Annotated in this window: 27 protein-coding genes and 2 tRNA genes; 12 read left to right on the plus strand and 17 right to left on the minus strand. The window is 46.2% G+C overall.

The annotated features are described in order from the left end of the window. The first annotated feature begins 60 nt into the window (after positions 1-60). Entirely contained in the window at positions 61-483 is a 423-nt protein-coding gene (locus HMPREF1222_RS04825; protein ID WP_006187911.1) for an ATP synthase subunit K, read from the plus strand. Positions 484-619: 136 nt separating this feature from the next. On the opposite strand, the gene HMPREF1222_RS04830 is transcribed toward HMPREF1222_RS04825, so the two are convergent. Continuing rightward, on the minus strand, positions 620-2,470 hold the full coding sequence (locus HMPREF1222_RS04830) for a methyl-accepting chemotaxis protein (protein WP_016518446.1): 1,851 nt from the start codon (positions 2,468-2,470) through the stop codon (positions 620-622). Between the two features lie 470 nt (positions 2,471-2,940). Here HMPREF1222_RS04830 and HMPREF1222_RS04835 point away from each other — a divergent pair, with 470 nt between their 5' ends. The 7 genes from HMPREF1222_RS04835 (at position 2,941) to HMPREF1222_RS04865 (ending at position 6,676) form a co-directional block, all read left to right on the plus strand. After that, the gene (locus HMPREF1222_RS04835) at positions 2,941-3,138 is read left to right on the plus strand and encodes a hypothetical protein (RefSeq protein ID WP_016518447.1); all 198 of its coding nucleotides are present in this window, start codon (positions 2,941-2,943) and stop codon (positions 3,136-3,138) included. 16 nt (positions 3,139-3,154) lie between these two features. Beyond that, positions 3,155-3,409 carry a hypothetical protein gene (locus HMPREF1222_RS04840; RefSeq protein WP_016518448.1) on the plus strand — a complete coding sequence of 85 codons (255 nt, stop codon included), beginning with the start codon at positions 3,155-3,157 and terminating at the stop codon, positions 3,407-3,409. An 18-nt stretch (positions 3,410-3,427) separates the two neighbouring features. Further along, positions 3,428-3,625, plus strand: coding sequence for a hypothetical protein (locus HMPREF1222_RS04845; protein WP_016518449.1), 198 nt, complete (start codon positions 3,428-3,430; stop codon positions 3,623-3,625). 64 nt (positions 3,626-3,689) lie between these two features. After that, the gene (locus HMPREF1222_RS04850) at positions 3,690-4,802 is read left to right on the plus strand and encodes a GTPase (protein ID WP_016518450.1); all 1,113 of its coding nucleotides are present in this window, start codon (positions 3,690-3,692) and stop codon (positions 4,800-4,802) included. A gap of 98 nt (positions 4,803-4,900) precedes the next feature. Then, on the plus strand, positions 4,901-6,022 hold the full coding sequence (locus HMPREF1222_RS04855) for a GTPase (RefSeq protein ID WP_016518451.1): 1,122 nt from the start codon (positions 4,901-4,903) through the stop codon (positions 6,020-6,022). Positions 6,023-6,464: 442 nt separating this feature from the next. Continuing rightward, positions 6,465-6,536, plus strand: a tRNA-His gene (locus HMPREF1222_RS04860). A 66-nt stretch (positions 6,537-6,602) separates the two neighbouring features. Next, positions 6,603-6,676, plus strand: a tRNA-Arg gene (locus HMPREF1222_RS04865). Between the two features lie 48 nt (positions 6,677-6,724). Here the strand turns inward: HMPREF1222_RS04865 and HMPREF1222_RS04870 are convergent. Next, positions 6,725-7,684 carry a GNAT family N-acetyltransferase gene (locus tag HMPREF1222_RS04870; RefSeq protein ID WP_016518452.1) on the minus strand — a complete coding sequence of 320 codons (960 nt, stop codon included), beginning with the start codon at positions 7,682-7,684 and terminating at the stop codon, positions 6,725-6,727. Positions 7,685-7,754: 70 nt separating this feature from the next. Here HMPREF1222_RS04870 and eno point away from each other — a divergent pair, with 70 nt between their 5' ends. The 3 genes from eno (at position 7,755) to HMPREF1222_RS04885 (ending at position 10,678) form a co-directional block, all read left to right on the plus strand. Beyond that, the gene (eno, locus tag HMPREF1222_RS04875; RefSeq protein ID WP_016518453.1) at positions 7,755-9,053 is read left to right on the plus strand and encodes a phosphopyruvate hydratase; all 1,299 of its coding nucleotides are present in this window, start codon (positions 7,755-7,757) and stop codon (positions 9,051-9,053) included. Between the two features lie 97 nt (positions 9,054-9,150). Then, entirely contained in the window at positions 9,151-9,531 is a 381-nt protein-coding gene (locus HMPREF1222_RS04880; protein WP_006187923.1) for a RidA family protein, read from the plus strand. After that, on the plus strand, positions 9,524-10,678 hold the full coding sequence (locus HMPREF1222_RS04885) for a DUF8086 family protein (protein ID WP_244870117.1): 1,155 nt from the start codon (positions 9,524-9,526) through the stop codon (positions 10,676-10,678). Before HMPREF1222_RS04880 ends, HMPREF1222_RS04885 begins: the two co-directional genes overlap by 8 nt. A gap of 11 nt (positions 10,679-10,689) precedes the next feature. Here HMPREF1222_RS04885 and HMPREF1222_RS04890 read toward each other — a convergent pair whose 3' ends face one another. From HMPREF1222_RS04890 to HMPREF1222_RS04930, 9 genes are all read right to left on the minus strand, one after another. Then, a complete protein-coding gene (locus HMPREF1222_RS04890) occupies positions 10,690-11,727 on the minus strand; it encodes a Gx transporter family protein (RefSeq protein ID WP_016518455.1) in 1,038 nt (345 codons plus the stop codon). Between the two features lie 12 nt (positions 11,728-11,739). Further along, positions 11,740-12,258, minus strand: a complete 519-nt coding sequence (locus tag HMPREF1222_RS04895; protein WP_016518456.1) for an FKBP-type peptidyl-prolyl cis-trans isomerase — start codon at positions 12,256-12,258, stop codon at positions 11,740-11,742. 90 nt (positions 12,259-12,348) lie between these two features. Continuing rightward, positions 12,349-13,002 (minus strand): sulfate/molybdate ABC transporter ATP-binding protein, encoded by a 654-nt coding sequence (locus HMPREF1222_RS04900; RefSeq protein WP_016518457.1) that lies wholly within the window; start codon positions 13,000-13,002, stop codon positions 12,349-12,351. Beyond that, positions 12,999-13,658, minus strand: coding sequence for a molybdate ABC transporter permease subunit (modB, locus tag HMPREF1222_RS04905; protein ID WP_016518458.1), 660 nt, complete (start codon positions 13,656-13,658; stop codon positions 12,999-13,001). Before modB ends, HMPREF1222_RS04900 begins: the two co-directional genes overlap by 4 nt. 148 nt (positions 13,659-13,806) lie before the next feature. Next, positions 13,807-14,589, minus strand: a complete 783-nt coding sequence (gene modA / locus HMPREF1222_RS04910; protein ID WP_016518459.1) for a molybdate ABC transporter substrate-binding protein — start codon at positions 14,587-14,589, stop codon at positions 13,807-13,809. 94 nt (positions 14,590-14,683) lie between these two features. Then, positions 14,684-15,310, minus strand: a complete 627-nt coding sequence (locus HMPREF1222_RS04915) for a MogA/MoaB family molybdenum cofactor biosynthesis protein (RefSeq protein WP_016518460.1) — start codon at positions 15,308-15,310, stop codon at positions 14,684-14,686. Further along, complete coding sequence (locus HMPREF1222_RS04920) at positions 15,301-16,278, minus strand: molybdopterin-binding protein (protein ID WP_016518461.1); 978 nt, start codon at positions 16,276-16,278, stop codon at positions 15,301-15,303. Before HMPREF1222_RS04920 ends, HMPREF1222_RS04915 begins: the two co-directional genes overlap by 10 nt. 59 nt (positions 16,279-16,337) lie before the next feature. Continuing rightward, positions 16,338-17,816, minus strand: a complete 1,479-nt coding sequence (locus tag HMPREF1222_RS04925; protein WP_016518462.1) for a hypothetical protein — start codon at positions 17,814-17,816, stop codon at positions 16,338-16,340. Between the two features lie 82 nt (positions 17,817-17,898). Then, the gene (locus HMPREF1222_RS04930) at positions 17,899-18,759 is read right to left on the minus strand and encodes a flagellin N-terminal helical domain-containing protein (RefSeq protein ID WP_016518463.1); all 861 of its coding nucleotides are present in this window, start codon (positions 18,757-18,759) and stop codon (positions 17,899-17,901) included. A 449-nt stretch (positions 18,760-19,208) separates the two neighbouring features. Here HMPREF1222_RS04930 and HMPREF1222_RS04935 point away from each other — a divergent pair, with 449 nt between their 5' ends. Then, a complete protein-coding gene (locus HMPREF1222_RS04935; RefSeq protein ID WP_016518464.1) occupies positions 19,209-19,535 on the plus strand; it encodes a DsrE family protein in 327 nt (108 codons plus the stop codon). Positions 19,536-19,763: 228 nt separating this feature from the next. On the opposite strand, the gene HMPREF1222_RS04940 is transcribed toward HMPREF1222_RS04935, so the two are convergent. From HMPREF1222_RS04940 to HMPREF1222_RS04965, 6 genes are all read right to left on the minus strand, one after another. Next, positions 19,764-20,000, minus strand: coding sequence for a 2-hydroxyacyl-CoA dehydratase (locus HMPREF1222_RS04940; protein WP_244870118.1), 237 nt, complete (start codon positions 19,998-20,000; stop codon positions 19,764-19,766). Between the two features lie 25 nt (positions 20,001-20,025). Continuing rightward, positions 20,026-20,397 carry an acyl-CoA dehydratase activase gene (locus tag HMPREF1222_RS04945; RefSeq protein WP_016518466.1) on the minus strand — a complete coding sequence of 124 codons (372 nt, stop codon included), beginning with the start codon at positions 20,395-20,397 and terminating at the stop codon, positions 20,026-20,028. 242 nt (positions 20,398-20,639) lie between these two features. Next, positions 20,640-21,788 carry a glycine/sarcosine/betaine reductase complex component C subunit alpha gene (gene grdD, locus HMPREF1222_RS04950; RefSeq protein ID WP_016518467.1) on the minus strand — a complete coding sequence of 383 codons (1,149 nt, stop codon included), beginning with the start codon at positions 21,786-21,788 and terminating at the stop codon, positions 20,640-20,642. Continuing rightward, the gene (gene grdC, locus HMPREF1222_RS04955; RefSeq protein WP_016518468.1) at positions 21,785-23,335 is read right to left on the minus strand and encodes a glycine/sarcosine/betaine reductase complex component C subunit beta; all 1,551 of its coding nucleotides are present in this window, start codon (positions 23,333-23,335) and stop codon (positions 21,785-21,787) included. The genes grdD and grdC overlap by 4 nt, the downstream gene beginning before the upstream one ends. A gap of 164 nt (positions 23,336-23,499) precedes the next feature. After that, on the minus strand, positions 23,500-24,159 hold the full coding sequence (gene nth / locus HMPREF1222_RS04960) for an endonuclease III (RefSeq protein ID WP_016518469.1): 660 nt from the start codon (positions 24,157-24,159) through the stop codon (positions 23,500-23,502). A gap of 17 nt (positions 24,160-24,176) precedes the next feature. After that, positions 24,177-24,701 (minus strand): cysteine hydrolase family protein, encoded by a 525-nt coding sequence (locus HMPREF1222_RS04965; protein ID WP_016518470.1) that lies wholly within the window; start codon positions 24,699-24,701, stop codon positions 24,177-24,179. Positions 24,702-24,936 lie beyond the last annotated feature (235 nt).

Genomic DNA, 24,936 nt, shown 5'->3' on the forward strand with positions numbered 1-24,936 from the left:
TACTTCACACGCGGGAGCGGTGAAATAGATCGTGTAGATTACAAACTTGGAGGATTTTCAATGAGTTTTGGTATGTTTGGTGCAGCAGCTGCACTCGGTATTTCGGCATTCGGATCGGCATTAGGACTTGCTATTGCAGGACAGGGCACAATCGGAGCGTGGAAGCGGTGTTATTTGAATAATAAACCGGCTCCCTTCATCCTCCTCGCATTTGCAGGCGCTCCGCTTACGCAGACCATCTACGGCTTCTTGCTGATGAATAAAATGCTTACATCAAAGGCTGATCCGTGGTTCCTGTTGGGCGTCGGTGTCGCGTGCGGTCTCGGTATCGCCGCTTCCGCTATTGCACAGGGCAAGGCTTCCGCAGCAGGTTCCGATGCGTTGGCGGAAACCGGTAAGGGCTTCGGCCAGTACATCACCGTCGTCGGTCTTTGCGAAACCGTTGCGCTGTTCGTTATGGTTTTCGGACTGATTAACTGCTAACGGGATTACAAATAAATCTAAGGGGAACGGGGCTGTCTTAAAAGTTAAGTGCTTTTTCGCTAGCCCCGTTTTCTTATTCGTGCGGAGGGTTTAATACCCGCCGTCCCCGGCAACGCTCGCGTCGGGGTTGTTGATTTTACGATATTTTAAACTTATTAACTTCCGCTGCGAGTCCTACCACAGCCTGTTTATTTTGTTGGGTAATGGTATTTACTTCCTGTACCGCATTATTGATATGGACAGCCTCACTTGCCATGCTGCTCATACTGGAGGTAATTGTTTTTGTCAGGTCATCGAGCTTCCGCATTTCGCCGGAAACTTGAGCTCCTTCTTTAAGCATTTCCTGGGATCCGTTTTTGACATCACGGGTTACTGCATTGATATTTTTTATTGCGGTCAATACTTCCCGGCTGCCGTTATCCTGCTCCTTCATCGCATCCATCAACGTGGTACTCATCACTTTAACCTGCTCGGACAGTTCAAAGATCATATTGAATTTTCCTTCAACCGTTTTGGATGAAGAGGATAAACCTTCAATTTCGGTACCGAGCATCTTCAGTGTTGCAGTAATATTTTTACCTTGCATAGAAGACTCTTCGGCAAGCTTTCTAATTTCATCGGCAACTACAGCAAAGCCTTTACCGGCATCCCCTGCGTGAGCCGCTTCGATTGCAGCATTCATTGCCAAAAGGTTCGTCTGACTTGCAATATTCTGAATAACATTGCTTGCTTCAATCAATCCGCCCGATTCTTCGGCTATCTTCTCCGTAACCGTATTGGAATTAACCAGTGTTGTCCGTCCATCATTGGTAGCGGACGCGAGCTTCTTAATAACCTCATCGGTTTTTTCAAGCGTCTGCGTGATGGAAGCAATATTAGCAACCATTTCTTCTATGGAAGAAGAAGATTGCGCTACACTTTCAGCTTGTATTTCTATGCGGCTATTGAGCCGTTCAATAGTGTTCATAATTTCCTGCACTGCAGCAGTTGTTTCACTCACACTTGCCGCTTGGGTAACCGCTTTTTCTGTTACGTGCTTAATATTCGTATTGATTTGGTCTACTGAGTGCGCACTTTGCGAAGTATTAACAGAAAGGGTATCGATAGAATTATGCATCGCTTTGGTGTTATTCTTAACGCCGGTCAGTAACGCCACTGTATTATCATAAAACCGGTTAACGTTACCTACCAATAAACCGAATACATCACGGCGGTTCATTTCAAGATGATCAGCCACAAAATCTCCGACAGCAAGCTTATCGGTAAAGACGAGAATATCTTCTATCTTGCTATTGATGCCTTTATACAGACTGTAATTGACAAAGAGAGCTCCCGCAAGCAGCACAATGGAAAGCGGCAGAATAGAATGGATTAGGGTATAGGCAATATCAAAACCGTTATATACGGATGCTAAGAAGGGTGCAATGGTTAAAAACAGCAGTCCGGTAAACAGGAAAAAACTTACCAGCATACCGCGCTTTGTATATGACATAGTGATATACTTTTTTTCTAACGGTAAAAACTTTAGATACTGCTCAAACTTTTGTATCCAGATTACATAAAAAAAGAGCGAAACAAAAAAGAGGCAGCCCGTCGAGGTGAAAATAGCCGCCGTAAATTTGATAACGGAATTCATGCCAACCCAGACGAGTGAAACAACAGGAATAACGGTTGCAAGCAGAATCGGTACCACAATACTCAGCTTTGAATACATTGCGATAGCCCGATTTGCCCGGTCAAGTCCATCGGCGTATTCTTGCCATGTTTGTACTGCATGCATACATTTTTTATACAGCATAAACGGAAAAAAGATGGTCATAATAAGTGCAATAACCGTCGGCGGCGCCAGCGCAATTCTGATAAGTTCATGCGGGGGAACTACTTGTGTATATCCTCCATATAAAAAGATAAAAACAAACACACCGCAGTAAATAAGCAAGTTCAATATAAAAAGCGATTTAGGCGGTTGAGGAATAGTATTGTTCATAAAGATCTCCTATTTTGCCCTGAGAGAGGCAGAGGCTGGACAGAAAGGCAGTCAATTCGCTATGCATTTTACAATGCGGCTCATAGTATAGCATCGCTTATGATGTGTCAAGAACACAAAAAAATCAATTTATACAGCTATTAACTAACCTAAAAATATCTCTTGTATTTCGCTAAGAACCGGTGTACAATAAATAATATGTTGTATAAAGTAAACGCTGTGCCGCATATAAGCAGTTTATACAAGCATTGTGATATAAATAATAATTTATCGGGACAGCATTCAGCATTAACCCCGCTCTTTCTGCTCACACTGCAATCTATTTTCCATATCCACAAGACATAAAAAAAGTGCAAAAAAAATTTCACTGCCGACGCTATTTGTCGGGGTCGGGATGCTAGACTATGGTTATGGGCACCGATAAACATTCAGTTTTTAGCAATACCCATAATCATAGAGGATGTAGCAGGATGAATGATATTGAAGTGCTGCACGATGCGGTGTTTGAGCTTCCTGCCGGTTTTACGGTAGAGCAGTACATCGATAAAAATGTCGGCGTATGGATAAACCGCCGGAAGCCGTTTACGGTGCGGGTACTGGAGCCTGCGGAATTAGCGCAAACGGTACAGGAAGAGATAGCAGAAATGAAGAAGCTGTATAAGGCTTAAAGTGAAGGAGATCAGTATGCATGATTTTAGACCGACTGAATCGGCACACGGGATTCCTACTAATCCATTCGTGCAAAAACAGCACTTCCGATGCAGGAACTGCGGAAAGCTCTTTAGTGCGGTAAACGGCACACGGCCGGAAAACAGTTTTGAAGCAAATCCGTTTACGCAATCTGATGAGCCCTCACATTTTTTCAAGCGGCTACGGAAAACGGTTGAGCATTGTCCCGACTGCGGAGGAAAACTTGACGAGTATCTTGAGTTGCTCTGAACACAAAAGGAGAAAATTATGAATTTGATACCGCCAAAGCCGGGCGATACGGGAATGTTTCACTGTTTAGCGTGCGGAGAGTGGTTTGTCGGAAAATTGGAAAAAAGGGGTATTCTTGATGCTATCTTTTTGAAAGGGCTGTGTAAAAGTCCCTGCTGCCCGGTATGCCGGAGCAAGAATACAATACGTATTCCGCCGTGCGGTGAGTATATGTGAAGGAGCTGTTGCAGAAAATATCGTTACCATGCGGTATCATATATTATAGTATCAGGAGGTCTTTATGACAAAAACAGAATTTGAACAAAAGTTCGAGGAAGAGTTGAATAAGCAAATACAGGAACTGCAAAAGCCGAATTTGCTCATTGTAGGTGGAACTGGTGTCGGAAAAAGTTCTCTGATAAACCGGATTTTTGGAAAAAATGTAGCGACAACAGGAGAAGGTCGACCAATTACCAAAGGTATAGATAAGTATGAATCGGAAAATATACCATTAATTTTTTGGGATGCAGAAGGCTATGAAATTTCACAAGATGGACAACCGGATAGGACGAATTTTGAAATGAATGTTATTCCGAAAATCGAAGAGATGAATCAAGGGAATCTAAAAGACCAGATTCATCTTGTTTGGTATTGTATTTCAATTACGAATCATCGCGTACTGGATTATGATCTTCAAAACATCCGTTATTTTATAGATCATAATATGAAAACCGCTATCGTGTTTACACAGTGTGATAATGATGAGGAAGATAGTAACGGCACAGGCAAAGATGCTTCAATTTTCAGAAACGCAATATCAGAAAGTATTAGGGGGCTTGTTTATTTTGAGACATGCGCTTCGGATCAAAGTCTTACACTTGATTTAGAAAAACTTATTATATGGTCATCAGATTCACTTCCCAATGAACAGTTGCGTAAAAGTTTTATTCAGGCACAAAAAGTATCAATTACTGCAAAAAAGACATTAGCTTACAAAATCATTATGACCATTGCATCGACGACCGCAGCAACAGGTGCATTTAATCCTATTCTCGTATCCGATTCGATTTTAATTGCTCCTCAACAATTAGGTATGTGTATTTCAATCACAAATATTTTTTGGATGAATACGAGATTATCATCGGCTATCTCCGATCTGCTCAAAACTCAAATTATTACATTATTAGGCAAGCAGACAGCCACAAGTTTATTAAAACTTATTCCCGGTTTTGGACAATTGATAAACGGTGTGGTTGCAGGCGGCATAACATGGGGGCTTGGCGCTGCATTAACTGAAGCAAATGCAAGAGCCTTAGAAGAATTCTTAAATACCGGTAAGATGCCGGACTGGTCTATTATTTTTTCTTCTGCATCTTTTATTAATGCAGTTAAAGAAATGGTAAATAAGAAATAGCAAGCCGCTAAACTATGTTAAAAAGAAGCCTAAACATATCAAAAAAACGCCGATATGTTTGGGCTGCAATGGTTCTATTATTATGGAAAGGATTTAATATGCAAAAAAAAGTTTTTGATTTTCAAATAAGATGTAATGTGTTATTAATAGGCAAATCAGGATCCGGTAAGAGTTCTTTTGCAAATTACCTTTTCGGTGTTGATACATTTACTACCGGAGCCGGTAAACCGGTAACAAAATGGGAAGAAAATTTCCAACACTATCAATTACTACAAGATAGCATAGAGATTAATGTGTATGATTCTGTTGGATTGGAGCCTAACACCTTTAAGACATGGCAAAAAAAATTAGAAGAGTTTTTACTGAATACCCAAGGAACTCTAGCAAATTCTTTGGTATGTTCTGCTAATAATATAATGCATGTATTATTCTATGTAATTAATGCAGCCAGTGCGCGAATAGAGAATAGTGAAATACAATTAGTAAACAGGATACAAAATAAATATAAGCTTTCTTCGGTATTCATACTTACAAATTGTGACACAGCAACGATACAGCAAATTGAGGCTGCGGAAAGTGAAATAAAAAAATATTCAGATAAAGTTGAAATCATCCGAGTATGTTCTGTTCAAAAAAAGAAACGAAATGGAAGCAGTATAAAGCCATTTGGAAAAGATGATGCGGTAATAAAAATATTGACCGCATCTTACGAAAAAATCGGAAAAGACTTAGTATATGGTGTATGCAATGATGCTATAGATAAGCTTGAAAATATGAAGCCCTATCTGCATCAGAAAATCGATAATATGCCGATGGTAGGAGCCTTTTCCAACCACGCTATAAAAGCTGCAATCAATACTGTAGATTTAGAATTAACGCGGGTTTTTTATGAATCAAAATGGATCCCCCTATCTTATGAGAACTATCATGCATTTATTAATAATTTCCCTAATAAATGGAGAGGAAAAGATGTATTTAATAAAACCTTTGATACAATCATTAAACTTTTTGATAATTGCATGAATCAAGGTCTAAGTATTGAACGACTTATTACAAATGCCTGTGATATATTTGAGGATGGCAATATTTTTGAAAAAATCGCAGCAATATCTGAGATAGCTCCAAAACTACTATTCATCAAAATGACATTAAAAGAAAATATAGATAAACAGATCGATTCACTTATTTTAATTTTAAGGGATCAACAATCTTCTCTATGATTTAAGTAAGAAGCAAGAAAATTAGCTTATGCGATAACGGTTAATCCTGTAAAAACTTTTAATCAATTTTCAAGTATTGCATCTGATCTTATTTCCAGTATTGAAGATCAATACCGCTTGTGTGAGAAAGAAGTATTCGATGCAAAAACGCAAGAAATCGATGCGGTAAGAGAATCGCTTATTCAAATTTAGGAGCAGTAATAATGATTTTCCACTGCGTGGATTTCATGGTACCCATGGAAGCAACATTTAGATATCCTTGGTAGTTATAATAACCAATCAAGTTACCGTTTGTTCGCAGGGCTTCTTTCAGGAAGCGTGCAAGATCGGTAAAGGCCGGATCTTTGTGTTCAAGTTCGATAGCATTTATGCGTTGCTCAACAAAGAAAACACGGCTACTTGACTTTTTTTAGGTTATCTGGCATGATTGCGACCATTCATGGTGGGTGTAGTTCAGTGGTAGAGCGCCAGATTGTGGATCTGGTTGTCGTGGGTTCGAGCCCCATCACCCACCCTTTTACGTCCATGTTCAATTATCGGGCATTGAGCAATCGGTCTTATTGTTGGCATGACGGAAAATGCGCCTGTAGCTCAGTTGGATAGAGCAACGGACTTCGAATCCGTAGGTCGCACGTTCGAGCCGTGTCGGGCGCACGTTTTTTTCCTCATCTCTTTAATTGTAATGCATACCTCGGTCTTTCATCACTCTTCGGATAAATCTTTTACATACAGCAGTCCTCTCCGCTCAAACCTCTCCCGCTCGAGCAGCGCAATGATATAAGGTGGCGTACAAAAGTCGGCAAATATCAACGCAGCGGCTAACGGCTTGCTATAGACACAGGCGCGCTGCAAAAGTTCCTTTCCAAGCCCGAGTCCCCGATATTCAGGCAATACCCGCAAAAACGGAATGCACAAACATTCATTACACGGGAACACAACAACAGCGCACAATCCGCATAGCCCGCTCTCATTGTATGCAGTGATATAGGCCGCATTATCCCGAAGTGTACCGTACTCCCGTCCAGCTGCAGCGCACACATCCGCATCGAAAAACAAGGTCTGCCCGAACAACCGGCCTACGGCAAGCGCCGCCTTTTCGTCAAAGGATATAAACGTATTATCATCATTAACCGGCGAATCCGTCTTACGGATAAAATCCCTTAAAAGCTCAGCATCAAGCGCCTCCCGCTTTTGAACCTGAAACGTAAAATCTTCCTGCAAAAGCCGGGTATCCGTCTCCTCTTCAAAGCTGCTTTTTTCCAACCCCCAGATTGCCCTAAGCTCATTGTACCATTCATACACGGCAGCCTTCATCTGCTGCTCCTTAAAGCGGTACCATTCGCGTTCTACGGAAGGCACGGTTTTCAGCACTTCTTTATACCGGCGGAACACCCCTTTCCGCTGACCGAGGGCATTCAACAGCGCTTCCCGCAGTAAGGGATTATGTACCTGAGCGGTAAACTGTTCCATTACATGGAAACCTTGGGCAGAACTCCATTCGGGAAGATCATAGTAGCGTCGGCCGCTGATAACCGTTTCATCGTCAATCGCATCTTTGTCTACACAGATACCCTCAAGCGCATCAAAAAACAGAATTTCAGTCTGATTTTCCATCGAAAAGAGAATATCGTCGACCATTTCAGGTGATAAAATAAACGTCATACCATTTGATTATATCATAAAATAAGTGTAATATATAACGAATTATCTCTACAATAATGGGAGGTCGTATATGAGTGATATTGTTTATATTGAAGGACGCGAGATTTTGGATTCCCGCGGAAACCCTACGGTTGAAGTTGATGTTGCATTGAGCGACGGCAGTTTCGGCCGCGCCTGCGTTCCATCGGGAGCATCTACCGGTGAATTTGAAGCATTGGAAATGCGCGACGGCGATGCAAAACGCTACGGCGGCAAGGGTGTGTTAAAAGCGGTCGATAATGTGAATACCGTTATTGCGGAAGAGCTTGAGGGAATGGATGCCTTGGAACAGGCTGAAATCGACCAGACCATGCTCAATCTGGACGGAACCCCGAACAAGTCCAAACTCGGCGCCAATGCGATGCTCGGCGTTTCAATGGCGGTTGCCCGCGCTGCAGCCGACTATGTAGGTTTACCGCTGTACCGCTACTTGGGCGGCGCACATACGCTGCAAATGCCGGTGCCGATGGCGAACATCATCAACGGCGGTAAGCATTCCGATAACAAAATCGACTTTCAGGAATACATGGTTATGCCGATCGGCGCCGAATCCATTCACGAAGCGGTGCGCATGACGGCGGAAGTATTCCATGCGTTAAAGAGCCTTTTAAAAGCGGACGGTAAGGCAACTTCCGTCGGCGATGAAGGAGGCTTTGCCCCTGATATCGATAACGAAGCGGCGCTGGAATACATTATGAAGGCAATCGATAAGGCAGGCTATAAGCCGCGCACCGATATTGCTATCGCACTTGACTGCGCCTCTTCCGAACTGTTCGACGAGGGCGGACGCAAGGGCTATAAATTCTGGAAGTCCAATCCCAATAAACTGTTCACTGCGGATGAAATGATCGAAATCTACAAAAAGTGGATTAACACCTATCCGATTGTTTCCATAGAAGACCCGCTCGATCAAAACGATTGGGAAGGTTATGCCCGCCTGACCAAAGAACTCGGCAACAAAATTCAAATTGTCGGCGACGACTTTTTTGTTACCAACACCGAACGGCTGCAGCGCGGCATTAAAGAAAAAGCGTGTAACTCCATTCTGATTAAGCTCAATCAGATCGGCACGGTTACCGAAACCATCGATGCGGTACGCATGGCACAAAACGCAGGTTATACCGCTATTATCTCCCACCGCTCAGGCGAAACCGAGGATGCGTTTATCGCCGACCTCGCCGTCGCAGTAGAAGCGGGACAGATTAAGACCGGCTCGATGAGCCGCAGCGACCGTATTGCCAAATACAACCAGCTGATTCGCATTGAAGAAGAGCTCGGTTGTCAAGCACGCTATGCAGGCGCCGCAACCTTCGCACGCTACGGATTTTAATCAATTCATAATTAAGAATTATGAATGAAGAATTTTTGCCCGTTTAAGAATTCTTAATTATGCATTATGAATTCTTAATTAAGATTAAGGAGTATTTATGAAACAGATTATTGCAACAAACAAGGCGCCGGCCGCAATCGGACCCTATTCGCAGGGAACAGCCGCAAACGGCTTGATTTTTACCTCCGGCCAGCTGCCGATCGATCCCGCTACGGGAGCATTTGTTCCGGGCGGTATTGCCGAACAAACCCGTCAGTCGCTGATGAACCTTAAAGCAGTGCTCGAAGCAGGCGGCAGCAGTTTGGACAAGGTGCTTAAAACAACGGTGTTTTTAAGCGATATGAACAACTTTGCGGAAATGAACAAAGTGTACAGCGAGGTATTCGGTACCGGAAACTATCCCGGACGTTCCGCTGTGGAAGTTGCCCGCCTGCCGAAAGACGGTTTGGTCGAAATTGAGGCTATCGCTCTTGCGTAAGCCGATGTTAGCGCTGCCGCTTGCGGCAGCGCTTGTTTTTTCCGCTTGTACAAAACAAAAAACGGAAACCATCCCGCAGCAAGTGCACAGCAATGCCGCCGCAATATCGGTTGAGCAAGCTCATACCAACCATTGGCGGTATTTTTCTTCCGGCGATAACGGTTCCGTGGAATTAAAAAATGCCGATGCCGTTTCCGAAATACCCGCCGCAGCGTTTAAGCCGTGGACGGAAGCTGTTCGGGTTGCCGATCTTGCGTTAAATCGCGGAGACGCTGTTTTTTTAATCAATAAATGCGGTTTATATCCGTTTACCGGTTTGCAATCAGGTGCACAACTCCCGGTAGGCCACGCACTTTTTTCGCAAGCTACTGCCGGTGATCTCTATACGATAGACGGACAATTTTTTATCCGCGTCTACCAAAATTCGATCTTTTTATCGGACGATGCCGAAAACCCGCACTTCTTATTGCGTGCCGATTCGAATCTCAAAGCCTATACGCCCGCAGCCGATGTACGGAATCTGCATTTACCCAAAGAAGCACAATGCAAATCGCTTGAACAGGGCGGCGGTCAATGGTATGCAAGCTTTAAAGCCGATAACGGAACGGATATTTCCTTCTTTTATGTAAAATGCAATACGTTTGCCTCATTTACGCACGAGGATGCGTACAAACATATCGAACAGCTTTCTGCAGAAGAATTCAGGGCAGCCTGCGAACCGCAGCACTATAGCCGGATGCCGGATATGCTCAAGGCATTGGCCGGCACAATCGAAAATAATACGGACTTGTATCTAAAGACATTCACCGGAGCTTCGGCGCACGGTATTGTTTTCTTAAAGCCCGCACGGAACGAAGCCGACGGCAACGGTGAAGAGAAGGCTCCGGTAAATGCTTATGCAGTTCAATACACCCAAAGCGACGGTAAACAAAGTGCCGCGCTTCTTTTACCCGATGGTGCCTTGTCGGTTAACATGAACGGCAGCGGCATTCGGAACACACATCTGCCGTCTTTACCGGAAAACTTTAGCTACACCGCGTTTTCCATCTCGGATACGTCTATCACTGCTGCATGGGAAGAAACCGTGTTCTACGAAGTCGGCCGCGCGGGAATTTTTACTGCCGAGTTGAGTGAGCTGGGACTGTAAAAACTTATCTTTTATACGTCTCTCGGTTGTTTTACGATATAGGGAAGACCGAGCAACAGCTCGTCGATACTTGTGATAATATGCCGGGAACGTATTTTATCTTTAAATTCAAGCAACTGCTTAAATATGTAGAGAGACTCATCGAGCGCCATGCCGAGCGTACCCGGAATCCGAATCCGCACCTGCAGCGTCCACCGCGAAAGAAAGATCATCGCCTGCAGAACAACGGTTTTTTCCAAACCGTTCAGCAGCGCTCCGCTTGTAATGGGAAAGTTCCCTATTAAGAAAAGTTCTCTTCCTACCGGAATAAAAACATGACAGATGACAATCCCCGCCGTTGAAACACAAAGCGGTATCCAATATATTTTTTGTTTTTCCGCAAGACAGAGTAAAAATCCCGCAAAAAAAATAACCGCTTTTGCCGGTAAGCCCGGGATAAAAAGGAGCGCTGCCAGCAAGGTAAAACCGGTTATCAGCCGAATCCTTGGATGAGGGGCTCGATTTGTATCGCCGGGTAACTGCACGTATAACGGAGCATCTGCATCCCGTATATGGGCATACCATTCGGATTCAGCTTCAAAATTTTCGCAAAAAATGCCGAGGAGCAAGGACGTTACCGCACCGATAAAGAGGAACGGCGGTACCATATAGCGGATACCCTCTCCGAAAACAAAGAAGCGCCCGATAAAAAGCTGTATGCAGTTCGATGCAAAAGCCCCTGCCATACTGATTCCAGCAAGCGATAAGACCTTACGGGGAATCTTATGCAGCGCATACATTGTAAGCGCCGCCCCGATTGTTCCCGCTGCGGAAAACAAAACAAGATAAGAAAAGAGCGTTCCGCTGATAAACGCCTGCCCCAGAATTTTTATCATCGTCAGCAGTAAAAACGCCTTGAACGACAGTACGTCAAGCGCCAGCATCAGCGGAACATTTGCGAGTCCTATCCGCAAAAACGGCAGCGGCTTGGGAATGACAAATTCAATAGCTGAAAGGAAAAAGCACAAGGCACCGAAAACCGGCACCAGTGCATCCTGCTTTTTATTCATAGCGTATGGGACTTAATGGCAGCCTGAACACCCGCCACAGCCGCCTTCGCCGGTTCCGCAGCTGCTTCCGCACCCGCCCGCGAATGACGCTTGAACCTCCTCAAGTTCTTCGGGAGTAGCATCCCGCACACCGGCAACCTTTATATCAAAGTGCAGTGTTTTACCGGCAAGCGGATGGTTTGCATCCAGCGTGATAATGTCTCCGTCGATGCCGGTTATCACCACGTGATGGCCGCTTGTTTCAAATTCCATACCGACTTCCAACTGTGTGTCGGGCGGGAACTGTGCACGGCTTACTTCAAAAACGGCGCGAGGATCGATTTCGCCGTAAGCCTGCTGCGGCGCTACCGTAAGAGAAAAGCTTTCGCCCGCTTCCCGCCCTTCAAGCGCTTTTTCCAAGCCGGGAATAAGCTGCCGATAACCGTGGACATAATCCAGCGGTCCCATCTGTTCCGATGAATCCAAAACCTTTTGGTCATCATCTTTTAAGGTATACTCAAGGGTAACCAAACAATTGTCTGCAATTTTCATGCTGAATATGATACCTATTTTTCGGCTTTCGGGCAAGGCAAAAATCCGAAATATGGCTGCTATAGGGAAGTTTTAAAAATCGTGCAGAATTTAAATTGCGCCTTCGGTTTCCGTTATTCTGCCGTTTTTGATGAAAAGCGAGCGGGTACAATACCGTTCAACCTCATCCTTATTATGAGAGACAAAGAGGACGGGACAAGCGGCGCGTTCGAGGGTTGCTTTTAAATCTTCTTGCAGGGAATCTTTCAGCTCGTTATCGAGGGCGGAAAACGGTTCGTCCAACATAATCAGCGAAGGAGAGGCTGCGAGGAGGCGTGCGAGGGCAACCCGCTGTTGCTGCCCGCCGGAAAGCTCCTTAGGATAGCGGCTTTCAAAGGGAGTAATGTGCAAAAGCTCCAAAAAATGATCGGCAATCTCTTTTTTGCGGTTCCGGTCTTTTATTCCGCAGCAAATGTTTTCCCGCACTGTCATATACGGAAAGAGCGCATACGACTGGAACATGTAGCCGGCGTTCCGATCCCGTACCGGTACGTTGATTTTCCGTTCGGAATCGAAAAGAACATGCTCGTTTAAGATAATTCTGCCCGAATCGGGCGTTAGAATACCGGCAATGGATTTAAGCGTCATGGATTTTCCGCCGCCCGATTCTCCGAGCAAGCCGACAATTTCGCCCTGCGCCGCGGAAAGGCTAACGTCAAGCGTAAAGCCCTTCATCTTTTTTACAATCGATGCTTCAAGCTTCATACCCGTTTTTCCCTCGAAAACATATTCATAATAAAAAGCGACGCGCAGGAAACGGCGGTAATAACGCCGACCCACACCCACGCCGTGTGCATGTCGCCGCCGGCGGTCGCAAAGTAGATAGCCATCGGAATGGTTTGGGTGCGGCCGGGGATATTTCCCGCAACCAGCAGCGTGGCGCCGAATTCTCCAAGCGAGCGGGCAAAGCTCAATGCAAGCCCTGCAAGGATTCCCGGCCACGCTTCCGGCATCATAATGCGGACAAAGATGGAAAATTCGCTCATGCCGAGAGTACGCGCCGCCCATACGTGATCTTCATTTACCTGCTCAAACGCGCCCTTTGCCCCCTTGTACATCAGCGGAAATGACACGACAACTGCGGCGATAACCGTTGCCTGCCACGTAAATATGAGTGAAATTCCCGCTTTTGCAAGCAGCATACCGAGTGGGCTGTTTCTCCCGAATATAACGAGCAGAAAAAAACCCAGCACGGTCGGCGGCAGTACCATCGGTAAGGTAAAGAGCACATCGATAAGAACGAGTAACTTACCTCGTATATTTAAGCAGAGCCGCGCCGCTGCCGTTCCCAGTATGAATACGAAAATACCGGAAAGGACGGCTGCGCGCAGCGAGATAAAGAGCGGCGAGTAATCAAACATAATTTAAAATACTATCTTTAGATATGGAGATGTCTCAAAAGTCGGTTGCTTTCTCGACATTCCCGACAGGTTTAACAGGTTTAAAATTAAATCTATATAACAAAAATGACTTAATTTTAAATATGGTACCTAAAACGGTTAAAGTCGTTTACAGAACGGTAAATCCGTAGCGTGCAAATACTTCCCGTGCAGCATCGGAGAACAGGAAGTCGACGAATTTTTGAGCTTCGGCTGCGTGCGTGCTTGCCTTTACAACGCCGATCGGATAGATAACCTTTTTATGGCTGTTTTCCGGAGCGGTGGCGCAGATGGTAACATCTTTGCTGATCTTCGCATCGGTTTCGTATACGACACCCGCATCGACATTGCCCGTTTCAACCCACGAAAGAACTTCGCGAACATCCTTTGCGAGGACAAGCTTGGAAGCAACCTTATCGGTAAGGCCGAGGTTCTGAAAAACCTGTTCGGTGTACTGCCCGACCGGTACTGATTTCGGTTCGCCGACGCCGATTTTCTTTACGGAATCTCCGGCGAGTGCTTCAAAAGACGCAACGGTTGCCGCGTTTTTCGGGGTAATCAGAACAACTTTATTCTCGAGGATGTTCTTTACGCTTGAATCGAGCATCATGCCCTTTTCCTTCAGTGCATTCATCTGCTTGATACCGGCGGAAAAGAAAATGTCTGCAGGTGCGCCCTGTTCAATCTGCTGCTGCAAAGCTCCCGATGCACCGAAATTCGAGGTGATGGTTACCTGCGGATTTTTTTCGGTATACATGGCCGAAAGATCTTGAATACAGTTTGTAAGGCTGGCTGCTGCCGAAATCAGAATTTCAGTCTTTTTGGCAGGGGCGGCATTTTCTTTGCTACCTCCCGCACAAAGCGGGGCAAATATGATGCTGCCGATAAGCAGCGCTACAATAGTTTTCTTCATAAGATACTCCTTTCGTATTTACGCCCCCCCCTAAAGGTATTCCTCTTAGCGGTTTCCTAAACATGTTTTGAGCGCCTCTAAAAACTTCGGCGTTTTAGAGGCGCTTCTTAGATATATTTGCTTCGGCAGCAGCGCAGTCCTGCGTGCCGCCGGTAAGCACCAAAAGAGCGTGATCCAAGGCGGGCAAAACACAGGCAAGATTTTCCCTTGCCGCCTTGGGACTTCCGGGAAGGTTGATAATCAGCGTACGTTTCCGTATGCCTGCAATACCGCGGGAAAGCATTCCATGCGGTGTTATTTTCATGCTTTCCGCACGCATCGCTTCGGGAATACCGGGAACGGCGCGGTCGATAACCGCAACGGTCGCTTCGGGGGTTATATCGCGGGGAGCCAGCCCCGTTCCGCCCGTCGTAATAATCAGATCGGCGCTGTTTTCATCGGCTATGCTCATCATCGCCGCCCGCAGCGCTTCGTATTCGTCGGGAAGTACCGCAGAAGCGGTAATCTCATATCCTTGACCGGAAAGTATTTCGGCTATTATAGGGATGCTTTCATCTTTGCGCACCCCCTGAAAACACCGGTCGGACGCACAGATAACGGCGGCTCTATACCGGACGGTGCTGTCGTTTTGGGCGCCTCTATCGGTTCGGACATTACCGGCAGCGGCTTCATCCCCGGCAACCGTGCTTCCGGCAGTCAGGGATGTATCGGTTACGGGCATAAGCCGCCCTCTCCCAAGAGCGCAATATCTTCAACGGTAATGGGGTCGCGGGCAAGGATACGCGGCAGCAGCCGGTCAAAGACGGTGCGCTTGGCATACATTACACAGCCGGGAAGCCCCGCGATGGGAACATCGCCCGCGTAGGCTAACAGCATCATCGCGCCGGGAAGGACGGGCGCACCGTAGCTGACAATGCGCGCGCCGCTTGCGCGGATGGCGGCGGGGGTTTTATCATCGGGGTCGACGCTCATGCCCCCCGTGCAGAGCACCATATCGGAACCAGCCTGTACGGCCTTTTGTATCTCCGCCGTAATGGTTTCAACATCGTCTCCGGTATTCACCGTTTTGAGTGTTTCCACGCCGTAATCCGCCAGTTTTGCCTGAACAACCGGTGCGAACGTATCCTTAATCACCCCTGTCAAGACTTCATGTCCGGTTACCAGAATGGTACAAGTTTTAACACTGTAAGGGATGACGGACATCAGCGGATTGGAAGCATCAGCGATTGCAGCAACCTCGGCCATTTTTTCTTTTTCGATAAGGAGCGGAATAACCCGCATTCCCGCCGCCGTTTGCCCCTTCTTGAGCGGCACATAATTGCGCTGCGTTGCAATCATCACCTTACCGAGCTTGTTGATTGCAAAAAGCCGATCGGTATCGATTTTCAGCATACCGTCAACCGTTGCCTTCAGCTCGATCTTGCCTTCTTTGGGAGCGGTCTTTTCCAGATTTGCCCCCATCGCCGCCGTGGCAAGCACCTCCGCCCCTTCGTCCTCGTGCAGCAGGTTTTCGGTCTTTTCCCAGACAAACAGATGCTCTTTGCCCATCGAGCGGAGCACCGGAATATCCTCCTCGGTTACGATGTGCCCCTTTCTAAATCGGGCATCCTTCGACACTCCTACGATAATCTGAGTAAGGTCGTGGCACAATACATGCCCGACTGCCTCGGAAAGCGATATTTCTTTCATATAATATTCTCCATGGATGTCTCAAAAATCGGCTGCTTTTTCGACATCCTCATTCGTTTTTAAACGTTTTCTTTTGCCCAAAGGCGGATTATCGGTTCAAGGCTATCGACACGGAATCCTTGCGCTATTACATCGGCCTGTTCCTTGCTGCCCTGCCATTGCTGATAGGGATTATCGTAATTGGTTTCTAAAAAGTGATAGATAATATTTTCAGCATTATTCTGCTCAGTGCCGAAGAACGACAATTTTTGTACCGCCGAATGCTGGAGTATTGGACGGATCGCCGAACGAACCTCTTTAAAAAAAAGATCGCGGTAAACGCCATAGCTCTTCCCCGTTATTTTTTTCACCGTTTCGGCGATGGACACGGGCAATTCCTTCGGCGAATTGATAGGGTATATTTGAGTCGAAGCACTTTCTATGGCTGTTTGTTCGGATTTAGACGGTGAGGTTTCAACTACTGATTCAAATGTGGTGTCGGTTATTTGAGATGCCTTTTTTTCAGCCGTCGTTTTTTTGTCCCGTTGTTTTGGACATTTTACCCGCTTAGCTTTTTTGGGAGCCGATGCGGGCTGTGCTTTTACCTGCGGCGCAGGAGGCTCCATTCTAAGTTTGAGCTGCTTCCATGCACGCTGTAAATATAAATCCCCCATAATACTATAGTAGTATCCCTGCGCCACATTCGCGAGCACCGCATGTAGCAGTTCTTCATCTTTCCAATTGCGGATTCGGCCTATTTTTAGCGCATGGAAAACAGCATAATGATTGGTACCGTACTTCCTGCTGTATAAAAGCACTATATTTTCAAAAGCCCCATCGGCATAGTGATCCCAATATTTTATTGTATACGCGAGCACTTTATCTTCAATACGAGTTATGGAAGAAGGAATCGTAATTGCGGCGATCTGCTCTTTTGTAAAAACAATCTTTGAAAAATCGACGACAGAGGCTTTTTCCTTTTGCATCGCCCTACGTGTTTTTTCTAAATCGTTTTTCCGGCTTTGTTCCTCACGGTATTCCCGTACCGAAGAAATCGTGTCGGTAATATACATACGGATAATATCGGCAGCTTGGTGCATATCGGTTGCATGATACTTGAGCCTTTCAGCATAACGGACATATTTTTCGGTAAAGCTGATAGCGGCAAAACGATCCGGCGAAATAGCATTAATGACTTTTTCACATACTTTGATAATCGTATAAACTTCCGCACGCTTCAGCGGCGTAATGGTGTCTGCAAAAAAAACGATAACTCTTTTTACCTGAACAATAGTTCTATCGGCAAGTTTAGCAAGCGAATCGGTGAGTAAGATATGAAAGCGATAATCACGTTTCCGATAATACGTCATCAGCAGTACCCGCATCTTATCATCGGGATACCGGCGTACCAGTTTAGTATTATAGAGCTGTAAGGCCTCCCCTTGCCTATTCAAAGAACGGAATTCAAAATAACGTTCAATATCGGGGTCTTCGGTCAAGCTGAGCTGCGGAAATTCTTGCTTTAAAATATAAACATCAAGTTCGGTAAGCTGGCGCATAATGTATAACGAGGGGGATTATAATAAAAAAAAAGGTTGCTTCCTAGTAGGAGGCAACCTTTTCCGTCACTATCTAATGCTCTTAGCGCAACAGCGACATCACGCTTTGTGTCTGCTGGTTAGCTTGCGCAAGCATTGCCGTACCGGACTGCGTCAAGATCTGGTTTCTGGTGTATTCGACCATCTCCTTAGCCATGTCAACATCACGTATGCGTGATTCCGAAGCTTGGAGATTTTCCGCTGCAACGTTGATACCCACAACACTCATTTCGAGTCTGTTCTGGTATGCACCGAGATCAGCCCGCTGCTTGTTGATCTTCTTGATGGCTTCATCAAGGGTACCGATTGCACGGTTTGCTGTTTCAGGCGTATCGATAGTAAGAATCGATTCGTCACCAATGTCGCGAACACCGAGTGCTTTGGCGGTCATTGTACCGACATACGCACGTACGCGCTGATCCATGTTGGCGCCGATATGGAACCACATAGAAGCGGTAACAGTGTTCTCTCCTGTTTCACGAGCGAAACGGCCGGTAAGCATATTCATACCGTTGAACTGTGCGTGACTTGCGATCCGGTCAACTTCAGCAACAAGCTGAGATACTTCAACCTGGATGTACAAGCGGTCTTCGGCACTGTAAATACCGTTTGAAGACTGAACGCTTAATTCACGGATGCGCTGCATAACATCAGTTGTTTCCTGCAGATAGGCTTCTGCAACTTGAATAAAGGAAATGCCGTCTTGAGCGTTGGCACTTGCTCTGTTTAAGCCGCGGATTTGGCTTCGCATTTTTTCGGAAACTGCTAAGCCGGAAGCATCATCTCCTGCACGATTGATGCGTAAACCGGATGAAAGTTTTTCTATGTTTTTCTGAGTAGATACGTTGGTCTGTCCAACAGTTCTCTGTGCAAACATAGCGCTCATGTTGTGATTAATGATCATATTGCTACTCCTTCGGCGATTTTTGACGAGTTTTTTACCTTACGGTGTCCGTCACGGCATCCCTGCCGATATGTCAATAATTATTTTCCAGATCCTCTGCTATCCGACACAGAAGAACGTAACACACTGAAAGGTGCGCAACCTTTTCACTGTGCTTATTACATATATCGGAGTTATCGCAAAACACTTAAGAAGAAAAAAGAAAAAATACGAGGAAATTATTATCTGCCGTAACCGGCTACATGCCGAACACCTTTGTTGATTTCTACAGCTGTCCTCAACACAGATATTTTCAAATGTATAAACAGCTCTGTTGCTGCCGATAGGATCAAATAAACAAACAAAGAGAATAAAGCTATCGTCGAGTGCTTTATAGGCCACATCTACAATGGTTAGCTCTTCAAAATCGGCTTGACAGATGCGGAACCGCACTATATAGTTCTGCCGCTATGCACTATAAAGTTTTATTCAGAATAGAAAAGCTTCGGTTAATTTCAAAATTGCAAAATAAATTGACGAATTACCAAAACTACTGCAAAGAAACGGGGGACACGGTGGAAATCGAAATCGTGTTCGCCGGAGACGTCGTACAATATTTTCAAAACCTTGACAATGAGTTTACGGAACTCGATGCGGATATAGCGTTGTGCCACAATGCACTATCGGGACAGGGTATGGAAGATATACAGTACAAAAATATCCGAACCGTCAGAGCGGGAATCGGCGAAATTATCAAACGGAAAGCCGAAGGTTTTATCGAATACACGATCGAGTAACTCTACTGTCCATCTCTCCTACACGTCTTTCAGTATTGTAAGCGCATTGGGCATCAGTTCGCGGCATGCCCCTATAGGTAGCGAGAAATCAAAGGATACACCGCTTTGTCATAAGCAGCATCTGAGCGACAAACGGGAACATTGCCGTAAAAAAGCCGGGTAGGTGCTATAATGCGGAAGCCCTGCATAGGGAAGTTTATTCTTTTTCCCCAAGCTATTTCTTTACGCTTACATTTTCTCACGGACCAGTTCCAAAAAGGCTTCTATTCTTGTAGCAAACTGACCGGCATCGCCTTGCGAATAATCCGATTCAATGTGAAGATACGGAAGTCCCTCAATGGCACCTCCGGCAATGACCACTTCGTCCGGCACGTGAATACAGAAACTGCCGACTACTTTTCCGCCTTTTTTCTGGAATGCTACCAGTTCGGCGGGGCGAATGCCGTGAATGTCGGCAACCACCATATTGAAGTAGTCCATCGCCTTAGGCCTATTTTTCTGAGATAAATACACATCGCCGAATGCCTGCGGTAACGCCTCGCGGGGTTCCTTTCCCCATCAGGGAGATAACTTCGCTTTCGGCGAATACCGTACAAATGGAAGAAATTTTTACTTCTTTTCCTTTGGCGGCATAATCGAACATCTCCGGCAGCAAAAGCCCGAGCCGATTTGCCATGACTTCCAAAAACTTGCCTGTTCCGGCAGAGCATTTGTCGTTCATCACAAAATCGAGCACCTTCCCGTTCTGCAGCACAATCACCTTGATATCCAGCCCGCCGATGTCGATAACCGTTACGTTTCCATCCGCTAAAAAAGCAGCACCGCGTCCGTGGCAGGTGATTTCGGTAACGGTGCTGTCCAAAAACTGAAAGCCTATCGGCTTTTTCTGTAAGGAAATGATTTGTATATCCGCTAAAGCGGATTGCGTAACAGTTTTTGGACAGTTTCCTTAGATTCAACTGCGATGTTTAAAATTAAGTTATTATTGTACAAAGACTTAATTTTAAACTCGTTATCAGCTATGCTGATGAGGGATGGCGAAAAAGTAACCAACTTTTGCGACATCCCCATCATCCCCCAACACGGGAGGCTTACTGTGATTTTTTAAATATAGTTCGCTGCGGTTAAAATCTTACGCGCTTTTTCGGCATCTTCTCCGGCGAGGAGAATAACGGGGCCGGTACAGCCCATTCCCGCTTCCGCATAGATGTTCTCTTTCCAGAGCGTCTTGCAGGCGTTTTCTATATCGATAACGTCGATGCCGTGGATTTCTTCCGTAACGGCCTTTTTAGGCGGCACCGCTACCGTTTCGGCGCTCGCTTCTTTTGCAGCACCTAAGGAATCGAGTATGGCTTGTAAACCCGCTTTTTCGGCAGCTTGCACCTCGGCACGGCACAGCGCCTGTAAGTTTGCTTGAGCGCTCCGTGCGGAATATGCCAGAGCGGCGGCGATAACCGGAGCCCCGGACGCACGGGAGACAATCGCGACGACATCGGTCATATCCTTACCGGCGCAGGGGCCGTAACCGGAACCGGAGGCTTCGTAGCTGCCGCCCGTTAAGAAGGAACTGAAAAGCTTCATCAGCACATTGCCGGTTAACGTATCGCAGACCATCACATCGGGCGTGCCCTGCAGCAAATCGTTTCCGCGCATACGTACGCCGCCGTCGGCGCGGTGCGATTCGGTAAAGCGTATCGGATAGCCTGCTTTTTGCAGCTTTAACAGCGCTTTTTCAATCGTTGCAACGCCGTCGATGTTTAAAAGCCCGACCGTCGGAGTTTCAATACCGTTTGCTTTTGCAACGGCAATTCCGGCAAAGGTGTTTAACAGCATTGCCTTATATCGGTCGGCATCGGAGGCGCCGGTGGTGGACGCAATAAACATTTCTTTGCCGAAGCCGGGCGTTACCACCTTTCCGATTGTCGTAACGCCGAGCGGGAAAGTGTAGTGCATTGTTACCGCGGCTTTTATTTCGCCCGTTTTAAACAATTCTTCCATTTTATGATGGGCATCTTCCAGCGTCGGCGCTTCGTACCAGCGGAATCCCTCGGTTTTTGGGCCGCCGATCAGCACAATATCCAATCCGGGGTTCGCCTTTGCGGCAAGTTTTGCGGCGCGGATAAGCTCCGCTTCTCCGTGCTCGCTGCCGGGAACGGTTAAGCCGACCGGGAAAGCTTCCGCAAAGGCGCCTGTTTCCAGTCCCTTCGCCATCAAGCTGAATGCATCGGCCAGTTGTTGTTTCGTACTGCTCATTTTGCTCCGTCCTCCGCTAAAATACGGGCAGCGACATCGCGCATAGCATCGGCTACAATCTTCTTAATTTCCGCTTCACCGGCGCCGCCCGCAGCACCGGCACTTCCCTTGCCGTTGTTCGCTTCGATTAAAAGGCTTAAACCGTCAAAGAGGTTTGTCAAACGGCCGAGGAACAAGCTGCCCTTTCCGATAATCATCACACGGTGTAGACTGCCTGCGAGCATATCCCGCCGCGCATGGCCGATAAACGGAACGCCGGAGGGAATGTGCCCTTGAGTAGGTGCAAAACCTTCCACACCGTATTGCTTTACAAATTCCGCAATTTTCGCGCGTTCAAGCTGCCCCTTCATAACCGCAAGCGCGGCAATCATCTTCGTGTTCGCTTCCGGCACATTACCGGCTCCGGCAGGAGCGGTAATTTCGTGGTTCTGCAATTCCGCCGCGAATTTTTCGACATCGGTAATCTTCATCCCCGCCGCATTCAGCGGATCGTAGATAAGCGCCGTCATAACCGCCTGCGGAGAAGAACCGGAAGAAATCGTATGCTTACCGATGACATCGGTATTGATAACGGGGTTTACACCGTCGTCTTCCGTAATCAAAACGGCAAAACCGCCGACCATATCCTCAATGAGCGGCATATCTTTTTTTACGTGGTCTTTACCGTTCATGCCGAGCTTTGGTACGGAACCTCCGGCAACAACCATTACGTTCTTAAAGATGCCCGACCGCACAAGCGCTGCCGCATTGGCCAAGGCATGTACCGGCGCTGCACAGAAACCGCGGATATCGCAGCCGGTAGCGTGGACACAGCCTGCTTTTTCGCCGACCGATTTTGCGATATTTCCGCCTCCGCGCTGGTTTACATCGCCCGCAGCTTCTTCCGAACACTCGATAATATAGTCGATGTCCGCCGCATTAATGCCTTCCAGTTCTGCAAGATGCCATGCGGTTAAAATACCGGTTCCCTTAGTAACAAGGTTTTCCAACATCGTATGAGCGCTCAGGTTCGGGTCGGTGTCATGCGCTTGTTTAACGCAGCCGACCAGCACGTCATTGTCATATAAACCTTCCGCCATGTGAGACTGCACCAATTTTTCTATATCGACTTTCGGATGGCCTTCGCCCAACGCGATCGCCTTGTCCTTCATGAGCGGATGATTTTGGATAATTGTTGCCGCTTCTTTAGTAAATTCTTCGGTTAAGTATACCAGTTCAAAAACGTCGGCGTACTTCATCAAAATATAGAGTTCTTTTTGAGTTGCAATTTCACCGAACGGCCCGAAGCGCTCGGCTTTTTCCGTGCACTTAAACCACGGTTCGGGAATACTGGGTAAATCTTCAGGCTTTTTATTCCCGATATACACTTGATTGGGAGGATATTGAACAGCCTGTTCAAAAGTTCTTAAATGAGACGGAATAGCGGCAATATAGGGATCCGCAGGATCTTTCGCAATCGCTGCGGTTTGAGTTGAACCGTTCCGTTTTAACAGATCGGGGCTGTATGCTAACGTATAGCTCGCCCCTTTAATCACTGCGTTTTTCATAATACATCCTTATAATTAAGATATTTGGGAGTTAAATTTAAGGGAACCGTTCAAAAACAGCAGTTTTTGGCAGCCCCAAAAGCTCCTATATAATGGTAGCATTAACTTTAATTTATAGCCTACACGTTGAAAATGCTCTTGTCAAGCATTCATTTTTTATAGATTTAAGACAGAACTGTCACCCCGTTTTTTAGGCATACATCATTGAGATTACATCCTGCACAATCGGGATTGCGGGCTTTGCAGACATATCGGCCGTGCAGCAGTATCCAATGGTGAGCATCCAGCAAAAATTCTTCGGGCGTTATGCGCAGTAAATCCTGTTCCACCTCCAGCGGCGTTGTTCCGTTCGACAGCCCGATACGCGGAGCAGTCCGCAAAATATGCGTGTCGACCGCTATCGCAGGTTCTCCAAAGCCTACATTCAGCACAACATTCGCCGTTTTCCGCCCAACGCCCGGGAGACTCTCCAATGCGGCACGGTCATGCGGCACTTCCGAATGATATTGCTCGATCAAAATTCGGCTAAGCGCTATAATCCGCTTCGCCTTTGTCGGGTATAAGTTGATGGAATTGATATAGCCTTTCAACCCCTCTTCACCGAGGGCGAGCATTTGTTCCGGCGTATCTACCTTTTCAAAAAGAGGCGCCGTTGCCTTATTTACCCCGACATCGGTCGCCTGTGCGGAAAGAACTACGGCAACCAGCAGTGTGTAGACATTTTTCCAATGCAGTTCGCTCCGCGGGTCGGGGTTCTCCTGCCTCAGCCGTTCATACACCGTGTGAACCGCATCGGCAGGGAGCAATTTAATTGTAGAATCCATAACCTCAATAAGCCTCTTTATTCATTTTCGATAATAATTTGGCACATACGCATAACCTGCAGCGCCGCCTTGTGATTTTCGGGCGTTGTTCCTGCACAGCAAGCAGCATCAACATGAATGGGCACTTCGGGGAAAAAAGCTTTTAACAGCAGCGCATTCGACACGACACAAATATCCGTACATAATCCTATCAGCGTAATAGAATGAATCGGTGTTTTTTTATTTAAATTTTTTAAGGCTTCCGCCAACGAAAGTGAACCGAACGTAGGTTTTTCATAGACTTGCCCGATTATGAGTTTTTTAACCGGCTCGACAAGCTCCCATCCTGCCGTGTTTTTTATGCAATGCTGAACAGGTAAAAACCTTCCTTCCTGTGATTGCAAATAGGAATTTGAATGCGTATCCTGCGTAAAAACAATGTCCCCCTTAAAGGTCTCAATCCTTTTTACAACATTTTGAACGATTGCCTGAGCTTCCTTTGTACCCAAACTTCCGCTGACAAAATCATTCTGCATATCGATAACCGCTAACACATCGCTCATAGAAACCTCCGTTTATCTCACATTCTGCCGCATATGGGAACCTCTAAAAACCTCAGTTTTTAGGGGTTTTCCTTAGATTTAAGTTGCGATGTTTTAATTTAAGTCATTGCGATATAAAGACTTAAATTAAAACTCGTCGGGCATCTCTAAAAATCTAACTGAGTTTTTAGAGATGCCCATATCATTGATGCACATCCTCATATATAATTTTCCATCGTTTATTTCAAGGGTGTAT

It is taken from the genome of Treponema vincentii F0403, assembly GCF_000412995.1.
GTDB classification, from domain to species: domain Bacteria; phylum Spirochaetota; class Spirochaetia; order Treponematales; family Treponemataceae; genus Treponema; species Treponema vincentii.